The following is a 9,459-nucleotide window of genomic DNA, read 5'->3' as shown; positions in this document are numbered from 1 at the left end:
TGAGTAGCATTACTGGCAGAGCCAAAAAGCCGATAACCACGTCCATAGGACGTGGTATTCAGTTAGAAATAAAAAACACCGCATGAGAGCTTCTGCGGTGTTTTTTTATTTAATGGCGGATTTGCGCCAAATCTTCTGCCGAAAGACCCGTTAGCTGCATCACCGTGGCACGCTCGAAGCCATTAGCCAGCATTGAACTCGCAATTTTCAAAGCAGCTCCGCGTTCACCTCTCTCAATGCCTTTCTCAATTCCTTGCTCAATACCTATCTCAATGCCTTTCTTGAACCCTTTTTGCTCGAGATATTCTGCAATAGTCATCAATTCCTCCTTGTGCCGTGGCACGCGCCTGGCCAACTCACGGATCAGCGTCTCCGGTTTGGTCGTGCTCCCCACCTGCAGCATGTAGTTCATCAAAGAGATCAGTTGCTCTTTAGTAGTGTATCCGGCCAGTAATAATGTGACCAGTTGTTCCTGTAGCTCAGCCAGGTCACGTAGGCGCACGTGCTTTTGCAGCAGTTCCAGAATAGCCATGCGACGATGTTGCATAATCTCATCGTCGGGAATTACAGTGACATCAACCAGCGGAAAATGACTCGTATAGAGTCGCTTGGCTAATTCGGGTTCACTGAACTCCTCCAGCCAGCTCATTGAATAGGGATAAGGCGTTACCTGACCGTGGTAAAACAGGATCGGGATCACTAGAGGAAGTTGGTTGTGCCCCGCTTCAAGATGTCGTTGCATCGTGGCAATGGCGTAACGTAACAGGCGAAATGCCATATGCTTATCTGGGGAACTTTGGTGCTCAATCAACGAGTAGACATAGGCATCACCTTGCTTGGTTTTCAGCGAATAAAGCACGTCGGAATAATAGGCACGTAGATCGCTCTCGATAAAACTGCCGGACTCCAGTTTTAACGTGCTTAAATCGCAAGCTTGCAGCAATACAGGCGGCAAGTGCATTTCCAGAAAATCTCGGGCCGTGTCTGGGTGGGTGAGAAACTGTTTGAATAGCGCATCATGCAGTGGAGGGGTGGATTTTTTCATGTTGGTCATCCTGGACTTAACATAAAAAACCTACCACAGGCTTTTACCGGTTCACATTATCACCGTATGGGTTTTGAATCCGACTCGCAAAGTCTCTTGATAATAAGCTCTGATAAAAAGACGGCTTATACCTACACCTGACCACAATACCAAACTGACTCCCTCTCCTTTTCGGGGAGAAGGCTGGAGTGAGGGGCCTCCACAACTCTGAAGCCTCAAAGCACGTTTACGGCCTCGTCCTGCCGTTCATTACCCCCATAGGCATACGCCCGCAAGACCTCCTGGATCTTGTCGATAATCAGGCTATGTGGGTCACCAGCACACACGCCGGCCATCAGGCGTGGAAATTGCAGCGGGAAATACTGGCTCAGCATGCCCAACGGAATAGCTACTCCGCTCAAATTTGCCACCAGCTTGTCGATGGCCGCGCTGATGCGCGCTTCATGCCAGTAATAACGGATCCGATCGGACAGGCTGTAGTGCAGATCGATCATCGCCTTCGAATGGCGGCGATCAGCTCCTTCTCGATCAGCGCCGGGCCGACTTTCAGGATCGCAAAGTGATCGCGCACCAACTGGCGGAACGCTTTCGGGGTCTGGTAATCAGTTGAGTGGGCCTCAAACACCAACGGCGTTGACTCAATCATGACGGAAAGCTGGCGCGCCTGCTCCTGTCCGGCTTCAGCGCAGAAAAAGCGTTGCAGTATGCCAATGCCAGCGGTGCCCTGGCGGTTTCCCATAAAGGGCCGATGGAAGGGTTATCCAGCCTGGCGCAGATCGAGCATTTTATTGCGCATCAGGCATAAAGCCCATCAACCGGCCAGACTTTGGCCGGTTTTTTATCCCGATTGCCAACATAACGGCTTGGCAAAACCGTCCCTTGTCGTAAAATCCCCTCCTTTGCCAATCCATAACCGTAAACCCCTTGGAGGCACGGATGGAACAACGCTTTGTTCAAGCTAACCGCGAAGCACGCTGGGCATTAGGCCTGACGCTGCTTTACCTACTGGCCTGGTCGCTGGCGGCCTATCTGCCAGACAGCAACGCTGGGATCACCGGGCTGCCGCACTGGTTCGAAATGGCCTGCCTATTGGTACCGCTGCTGTTTATTGGCCTGTGCTGGCTGATGGTACGCGGTATCTTCCGCGATATTTCCCTGGAGGACAGCGATGCAAACTGAGGTCATTCTGCCGCTGATCGCCTATCTGTTGCTGGTGTTTGGCCTGTCGGTCTATGCCTATACCCGTCGCCAGAGCGGTAACTTTCTGAGTGAATATTTCCTCGGCAATCGCTCGATGGGCGGCTTTGTGTTGGCCATGACGCTGACCGCCACCTATATCAGCGCCAGCTCGTTTATTGGTGGGCCTGGTGCCGCCTATAAGTACGGCCTCGGCTGGGTGTTGCTGGCAATGATCCAACTGCCCGCCGTGTGGCTTTCACTCGGCGTGCTGGGGAAAAAGTTTGCCATTCTGGCGCGGCGCTACAATGCCATTACCCTTAACGACATGCTGTTCGCCCGCTATAAGAGCCGCTTGCTGGTATGGCTCGCCAGCTTGAGCCTGTTGGTGGCCTTCCTTGGGGCAATGACAGTTCAGTTTATCGGTGGCGCACGCCTGCTGGAGACCGCTGCGGGTATTCCTTACGATACCGGCCTGCTGATATTTGGTATCAGCATTGCGCTGTACACCGCGTTTGGCGGCTTCCGTGCCAGCGTGCTGAACGATGCCATGCAAGGTCTGGTAATGCTATTGGGCACGATATTGCTGCTGGTTGCAGTGATCCACGCGGCGGGCGGCTTGCACAGCGCGGTTGATAAACTGCAACAGATCGATCCGGCGCTGGTTTCACCACAAGGCGGCGATCAGATCCTCAGCCTGCCGTTTATGGCCTCGTTCTGGATCCTGGTATGCTTTGGCGTGATTGGCCTGCCGCACACCGCCGTGCGCTGTATCTCGTATAAAGACAGCAAAGCCGTTCACCGTGGCATTATCCTCGGCACCATCGTGGTGGCTATTCTGATGTTTGGTATGCATCTGGCTGGCGCCCTGGGCCGTGCGGTGCTGCCGGATCTGAAGATCCCCGATCAGGTGATCCCGACGTTGATGATCACCGTGCTGCCACCTTACGCCGCAGGGATCTTCCTGGCCGCACCGATGGCGGCGATCATGTCGACCATCAATGCGCAATTGCTACAATCCTCCGCCACCATCATCAAAGACCTGTATCTGGGTGTGCGCCCGCAGCAGATGAACAATGAGAAGATGATCAAACGCTTCTCCAGTCTGACCACGCTAATTCTCGGATTGCTGGTGCTGCTGGCCGCGTGGCGTCCACCGGAAATGATCATCTGGTTGAACCTGCTAGCGTTCGGCGGGCTGGAGGCCGTATTCCTGTGGCCACTGGTGTTGGGCCTGTACTGGGAACGCGCCAACGCGCAGGGAGCCCTTAGCTCAATGGTCACTGGTGCGTTATGCTATACGCTATTAGCCAGCTTCGACCTGCATCTGGCCGGATTACACCCTATTGTGCCCTCGCTGTTAATCAGCCTGATGGCGTTTTATCTCGGCAATGTCTACGGCGAAAAACGCCAGTTGGCGTCGTCCTTACCCTCTTGAGAGAATTGTTATGCCTTGGATCCAACTAAAACTGAACACCACCGGCAGCCAGGCAGAAGACCTGAGCGATGCGTTGGTTGAAAGCGGCGCAGTATCGGTCACCTTTCAGGATACCCACGACAACCCGGTGTTTGAACCGCTGCCGGGCGAAACCCTGCTGTGGGGCGATACCGATGTGATCGGCCTGTATGATGCCGAAACCGATATGGCCGAAGTGGTTGCCATACTGGAACAGCATCCGTTGTTGGGCAGCGGTTTCCGCCACAAAATCGAGCAGTTAGAAGATAAAGACTGGGAACGCGAGTGGATGGATAGCTTCCACCCGATGCGTTTCGGCGAGCGCCTGTGGATTTGCCCAAGCTGGCGTGACGTACCCGATCCGCACGCGGTGAACGTGATGCTTGACCCTGGCCTGGCGTTTGGCACCGGCACACACCCGACCACCGCGCTTTGCCTGCAATGGCTGGATGGCCTGGATCTGGCTGGCAAAACCGTCATCGACTTCGGCTGTGGCTCTGGCATCTTGGCGATTGCCGCGTTAAAACTCGGTGCCGCCCGTGCTATTGGCATCGATATCGATCCCCAAGCCATTCAAGCCAGCCGAGATAATGCGCAGCGTAACGGCGTTTCAGAGCATCTGGAGCTGTATCTGCCAAAAGACCAACCTGCCGATCTGCTGGCCGATGTGGTGGTGGCGAACATTCTCGCTGGTCCGCTGCGTGAACTGGCGCCGTTAATCAGCGATCTGCCAAAATCCGGCGGCTATCTGGGCCTGTCAGGCGTCTTGGCGACCCAGGCCGCCAGCGTAGCAGAAGCCTACCAGGATAAATTCAACCTCGACCCGGTGGCCGAGCGCGAAGAGTGGTGCCGCATCACCGGCCAACGCAACTAGTTACATTTTCCTCGCTAGTCAAAAACCATCGGAAATTTAAGCAGTTCCGGTGGTTTTTTCTTTTCCCGGCCTTGGGCCCAATTTCACCTGATTTAAAGTAAGCGTATTCTCTTGCGCGGAATGATGGCGGCCCGCCGCACATAAGCAGTCCACCCAGGATAATTGATGTTTTCGTTTACAAGGATTAGAAATGAAAGGAAAAATATTGCTAGCCACCCTGTTGGCCGCCAGCTTCTCGATCGGTGCCGCAGAACATGCTCATTGGGGTTATGAAGGCCAGGAAGATCCGGCGCATTGGGGCAAGCTTTCACCCGATTTTTCACTGTGTGAAACCGGTAAAAACCAGTCCCCAGTCAACATCCAGGGCGCACTGAAAACCCAGCATGGCAAGCTTGAGCTGGCTTTCAAGCCGGGCAAACAGCAAATCGTCAACAACGGGCACACCATTCAAGTCAACGTCAGCGAAGGCAACACCCTGCGCTTGGATAACGACACCTTCACGTTGCAGCAGTTCCATTTCCACGCCCCGAGCGAAAATGAGATCGACGGCAAACAGTTCCCACTGGAAGCGCACTTTGTCTACAAAGATAAAGAGGGTGCCCTGGCGGTGCTGGCCCTGATGTTCCAGCAAGGTAAAACCAATCCGCAGCTGGCACAGGCCTGGCAACAAATGCCTGCCGCTGTCGATCAGACCGCCGTGCTGAACAAGCCGCTGGATATCAAGACACTGCTGCCGAAAAAGTTTAACTTCTACCGCTTCAGCGGTTCACTGACGACGCCACCCTGCTCTGAGGGGGTCAGCTGGTTGGTGCTAGACCAGCCTGTAAGCGCTTCTGCCGAACAAATCAGTCAATTCCACTCGGTAGTGCACCATAATAACAATCGTCCGGTACAGCCGCTCAACGGCCGCGTTATCGTCGATTGATTTTGTCAGCTACAACTGCCGCGACCCTCACAGGGGTGGCGGTAACTCCCAGCACCATTCTGGGCGATTTGTCAAAGTATTAAGCTGAAAATGTTACAAATAACCTGATGTTACGATCTGTTATAGCCAGCGCGTAAAGATAAAATCCTGCCGGTAGTGGAATATTTTTGCGCACGTAAATTAAGCACAATCACACAACATATTGTTAAATAACCATAATATTTCTTGCCAGGGTGCATAAGCGCACTTTTATCGCCCAACAACCGTCAATTGGTTAAAGTTTGGCCTTTCATCTGAATGAAAAAATGCGTAATATACGCGCCCTTGCGGACACAGTATGGTCACTCTTTGTCTATGCGCATTGGACACCACCAGTTAACAAATTGCCTGATTGCGGCCCCGATGGCCGGCATCACAGATCGCCCATTCAGAACCTTATGTCATGCAATGGGTGCTGGGATGGCTGTATCCGAAATGCTCTCCTCCAACCCGGAGGTATGGCGCACGGATAAGTCACGTCTGCGTATGGTACATAGCGATGAACCAGGGATCCGTTCCGTGCAGATAGCTGGATGTGATCCTGATGATATGGCTGCCGCGGCGCGCATTAATGTGGCCAGCGGTGCACAGATCATCGACATCAATATGGGGTGCCCAGCCAAGAAAGTGAACCGGAAGCTTGCAGGGTCTGCGTTACTGCAGTACCCGGATCTGGTTAAGCAGATCCTCCTTGCGGTGGTTAACGCGGTGGATGTGCCGGTAACACTTAAGATCCGAACCGGCTGGGAACCAGAGAACCGTAACTGTGTAGAAATTGCCCAACTGGCCGAAGGTTGTGGTATACAGGCCCTGACGATTCATGGCCGAACCCGTGCCTGCCTGTTCAACGGCAACGCGGAGTACGACAGCATTCGGGCAGTTAAGCAGAATGTCTCCATTCCGATTATCGCGAATGGTGACATTACTGACCCGCATAAAGCCAGAGCAGTGCTCGACTACACTGGGGCTGATGCCCTGATGATAGGCCGTGCTGCTCAGGGGAGACCCTGGATCTTCCGGGAAATCCAGCATTATCTGGACACTGGGGAGCTGCTACCACCGATGCCACTTGGCGAAGTGAAGCGCTTGTTAATAGGGCATATTCGGGAATTGCACGGCTTTTACGGCCAAGGCAAAGGATTTCGGATTGCTCGAAAGCACGTCTCTTGGTACTTACAGGAGCATGCCCCTAATGACCAGTTTCGGCGCACATTCAACGCCATAGAGGATGCCAGCGAACAGCTGGAGGCGTTGGAGGCATATTTCGAAAATCTTGCGTAACAAAAAAGAGCTGACAGAACTATGTTCGAACAACGCGTAAATTCTGACGTACTGACCGTTTCAACCGTGAACTCACAGGATCAAGTGACTCAAAAGCCTCTGCGTGACTCGGTTAAGCAAGCACTGAAGAACTATTTTGCTCAACTGAATGGTCAAGACGTTAACGATCTGTATGAGCTGGTACTGGCTGAAGTTGAACAGCCACTGTTGGACATGGTGATGCAGTACACCCGTGGCAACCAAACCCGCGCAGCCCTGATGATGGGGATCAACCGCGGTACACTGCGTAAGAAATTGAAAAAATACGGCATGAACTGATACTAGTCAGTCAACGTATTGATAGAAGGCGCTTTTACCTCATAAGGTCAAGCGCCTTTTTCTTTGAAATAACGACACAATACCTTGAGCGATATGGCTCTCAGTCGGGCACAACTGTCTCAGCGCTGAAGACAACAAAGCCAATGAGAATCTTCGCACGCCCCCGCTCTCACACCCACGTTTTGTGTGGTATAATCTGCATACGAGAGCCCCTTCGCTGGCGAGCAGCCGTCCTTCCGAAGCCTGATAGCAGTGCGAACCGCCCTTCGAATGTAAAGGTTTAGTCAACGGCTAAACGATCGTCATGACTGGGTGTCAGAGTATGGTATCGCTATTGAGTCGCTTCTCTAATGCGCTACAAGTTTCTACCCCATTTCGCATACAGAGTTGATATGAAGCGTCCACAAACTTTTAAACGTGCGTTACTGCACCCACGCTACTGGCTGACCTGGTTTGGCCTGTCGGTCCTGTTCCTGCTGGTTCAGCTACCCTATCCCGTGCTGCACAAGCTCGGCGGGTGGATGGGCCGCACATCTATGCGTTTCCTGAAGCGCCGCGTGTCGATCACCCGCCGCAATCTTGAACTGTGCTTCCCGGAGATGGATGAAGCACAGCGCGAACGTCAAATCATCGGTAACTTCGAATCCCTCGGCATGGGCCTGCTGGAAACCGGCATGGCCTGGTTCTGGTCAGATAAACGCGTGAAACGCTGGTTCAACGTGAGCGGCATCAACCACCTGAAACAGGCACAGCAAAATGGCCGTGGTGTACTGGTGATTGGGGTGCATTTCATGTCGCTGGAGCTGGGTGGCCGGGCTATGGGCCTGTGTCAGCCAATGATGGCCATGTATCGCCCACACAACAACAAGGCGATGGAATGGGCACAGACCAAAGGCCGCATGCGCTCCAACAAAGCCATGTTGGATCGCAAAGATCTGCGCGGCATGGTGCAAGCCCTGAAGCGCGGTGAGGCCGTATGGTTCGCTCCCGATCAGGATTACGGCCCACGTGGCAGCGTATTTGCCCCGCTGTTTGCCGTCGATCAGGCCGCTACCACCAGCGGTACCTTTATGCTGGCCCGCATGGCCAAACCAGCACTGGTACCGGTCGTGCTGATCCGCCGCCCGAAAGGCTGTGGCTACGATCTACTGATCCAACCGGCGTTAGAAGACTATCCAATCGACAATGAAGTGGCCGCCGCCGCCTACATGAATAAAGTGGTAGAAAAAGAGATCATGCGCGCTCCAGAGCAATATCTGTGGCTGCATCGCCGCTTCAAAACGCGCCCGGCGGGTTCACCTTCACTGTATTAAATTCGCGTTTGGGGGTGCCACTCTGGTACCCCATCCCCCTCTCGAACATTTTGTGCTCTCCCCTGAAAAATTCACAGACCCGTTTTTAACTCTGCTGTAACATCCTTTTTTACCCGCTCAGGAAAAAAAGAAACGATGAAAACGCAGGTTCGTCTTGCTCTGATTGGTGATTACCGCAGCGAAGCCGTTGCCCACCAAGCCATCCCCGTCGCTCTGCAACTTACCGCCTCACACCTGGATATTGATATCCAATTCCAGTGGCTCCCCACCGAAACTCTGACCGATGTCTCTGCCCTGCAGGATTACGATGCTATTTGGGTGATCCCTGGCAGCCCCTATCGCAACGATGAAGGCGTATTTATGACGATCCGCCATGCTCGCGAGCAGAACATCCCCTTTCTGGGATCTTGCGGTGGGTTTCAATATGCGGTGGTGGAATATGCTCGCAATGCGATGGGTTGGCACGACGCTGGCCACGCGGAGACCGAGAGCGGGGGCCGCTTGGTGATCGCACCGCTGAGCTGTTCACTGGTTGAGAAAACCGGCACCATCCTGTTTCAGCCAAATACGCTGATCGCCCGTGCCTATGGCAAGCTGGAGACTCACGAAGGCTATCACTGTAACTTTGGGGTTAACCCTGAATTTGTGGCGGATTTGGAGCAACACCCACTGATCATCAGTGGGCATGATATTGAAGGCGATGTCCGCTCGGTGGAGCTGCCGGGGCACCGTTTTTATGCCGCTACCCTGTTCCAGTCAGAACGTGCAGCGTTACGTGGGGAGCTTTCCCCACTGATTGTGGCCCTGATCCAGGCCGCTCGCTAAACCTTGCCGGGGGCTAATCCTGCCTCCATTACCACATCAAGCGGCCAGTGGGATTTTCTGGCAGCGATGGTGCAGGCCGGAGTGGCAAGTGGGGCTGATCTGGCGCCAGAGCAGTTACCTTTCCCACTGCGCCCAAGCCTGGATATCCTGCTGCCGGGAGTATTGGCCATAGGCGCATAAGATGAGGGGGATGAGCTTTTACTGACA

9 protein-coding genes and 2 pseudogenes are annotated in these 9,459 nt (G+C 53.8%); 9 read left to right on the top strand and 2 right to left on the bottom strand.

Annotation, left to right across the window (positions count from 1 at the left end):
* Positions 1–109 precede the first annotated feature (109 nt).
* Both KAJ71_RS20270 and KAJ71_RS20265 read right to left on the bottom strand, forming a co-directional pair.
* Positions 110–1,054, bottom strand: a complete 945-nt coding sequence (locus tag KAJ71_RS20270) for an Rpn family recombination-promoting nuclease/putative transposase (protein ID WP_375540745.1) — start codon at positions 1,052–1,054, stop codon at positions 110–112.
* Between the two features lie 206 nt (positions 1,055–1,260).
* A pseudogene (locus KAJ71_RS20265) lies at positions 1,261–1,715 on the bottom strand (class II D-tagatose-bisphosphate aldolase non-catalytic subunit); the annotation flags it as partial.
* 266 nt (positions 1,716–1,981) lie between these two features.
* On the opposite strand from KAJ71_RS20265, the gene KAJ71_RS20255 reads away from it, so the two are divergent.
* From KAJ71_RS20255 to KAJ71_RS20215, 9 genes and pseudogenes are all read left to right on the top strand, one after another.
* Positions 1,982–2,224, top strand: a complete 243-nt coding sequence (locus KAJ71_RS20255; RefSeq protein WP_071681560.1) for a YhdT family protein — start codon at positions 1,982–1,984, stop codon at positions 2,222–2,224.
* The gene (gene panF, locus KAJ71_RS20250) at positions 2,214–3,659 is read left to right on the top strand and encodes a sodium/pantothenate symporter (RefSeq protein WP_248947319.1); all 1,446 of its coding nucleotides are present in this window, start codon (positions 2,214–2,216) and stop codon (positions 3,657–3,659) included. The genes KAJ71_RS20255 and panF overlap by 11 nt, the downstream gene beginning before the upstream one ends.
* A 10-nt stretch (positions 3,660–3,669) precedes the next feature.
* Positions 3,670–4,551 carry a 50S ribosomal protein L11 methyltransferase gene (prmA, locus tag KAJ71_RS20245; RefSeq protein WP_248947318.1) on the top strand — a complete coding sequence of 294 codons (882 nt, stop codon included), beginning with the start codon at positions 3,670–3,672 and terminating at the stop codon, positions 4,549–4,551.
* A gap of 190 nt (positions 4,552–4,741) precedes the next feature.
* The gene (locus KAJ71_RS20240; RefSeq protein ID WP_248947317.1) at positions 4,742–5,476 is read left to right on the top strand and encodes a carbonic anhydrase; all 735 of its coding nucleotides are present in this window, start codon (positions 4,742–4,744) and stop codon (positions 5,474–5,476) included.
* A gap of 354 nt (positions 5,477–5,830) precedes the next feature.
* Complete coding sequence (dusB, locus tag KAJ71_RS20235) at positions 5,831–6,796, top strand: tRNA dihydrouridine synthase DusB (RefSeq protein WP_248947322.1); 966 nt, start codon at positions 5,831–5,833, stop codon at positions 6,794–6,796.
* Positions 6,797–6,817: 21 nt separating this feature from the next.
* Positions 6,818–7,114, top strand: coding sequence for a DNA-binding transcriptional regulator Fis (fis, locus tag KAJ71_RS20230; protein WP_000462905.1), 297 nt, complete (start codon positions 6,818–6,820; stop codon positions 7,112–7,114).
* Between the two features lie 392 nt (positions 7,115–7,506).
* Positions 7,507–8,427, top strand: coding sequence for a kdo(2)-lipid IV(A) palmitoleoyltransferase (lpxP, locus tag KAJ71_RS20225; RefSeq protein ID WP_248947316.1), 921 nt, complete (start codon positions 7,507–7,509; stop codon positions 8,425–8,427).
* A gap of 135 nt (positions 8,428–8,562) precedes the next feature.
* Entirely contained in the window at positions 8,563–9,252 is a 690-nt protein-coding gene (locus tag KAJ71_RS20220; protein ID WP_248947315.1) for a CTP synthase C-terminal region-related (seleno)protein, read from the top strand.
* A gap of 27 nt (positions 9,253–9,279) precedes the next feature.
* Positions 9,280–9,424, top strand: a pseudogene (locus KAJ71_RS20215) (LysR family transcriptional regulator); the annotation flags it as partial.
* Between the last annotated feature and the right edge of the window lie 35 nt (positions 9,425–9,459).

The organism is Serratia silvae (assembly GCF_023282985.1).
GTDB classification, from domain to species: domain Bacteria; phylum Pseudomonadota; class Gammaproteobacteria; order Enterobacterales; family Enterobacteriaceae; genus Chania; species Chania silvae.
Note: the sequence above shows the minus strand (reverse complement) of the source record. Positions and strands in the feature narration are given on the sequence as shown.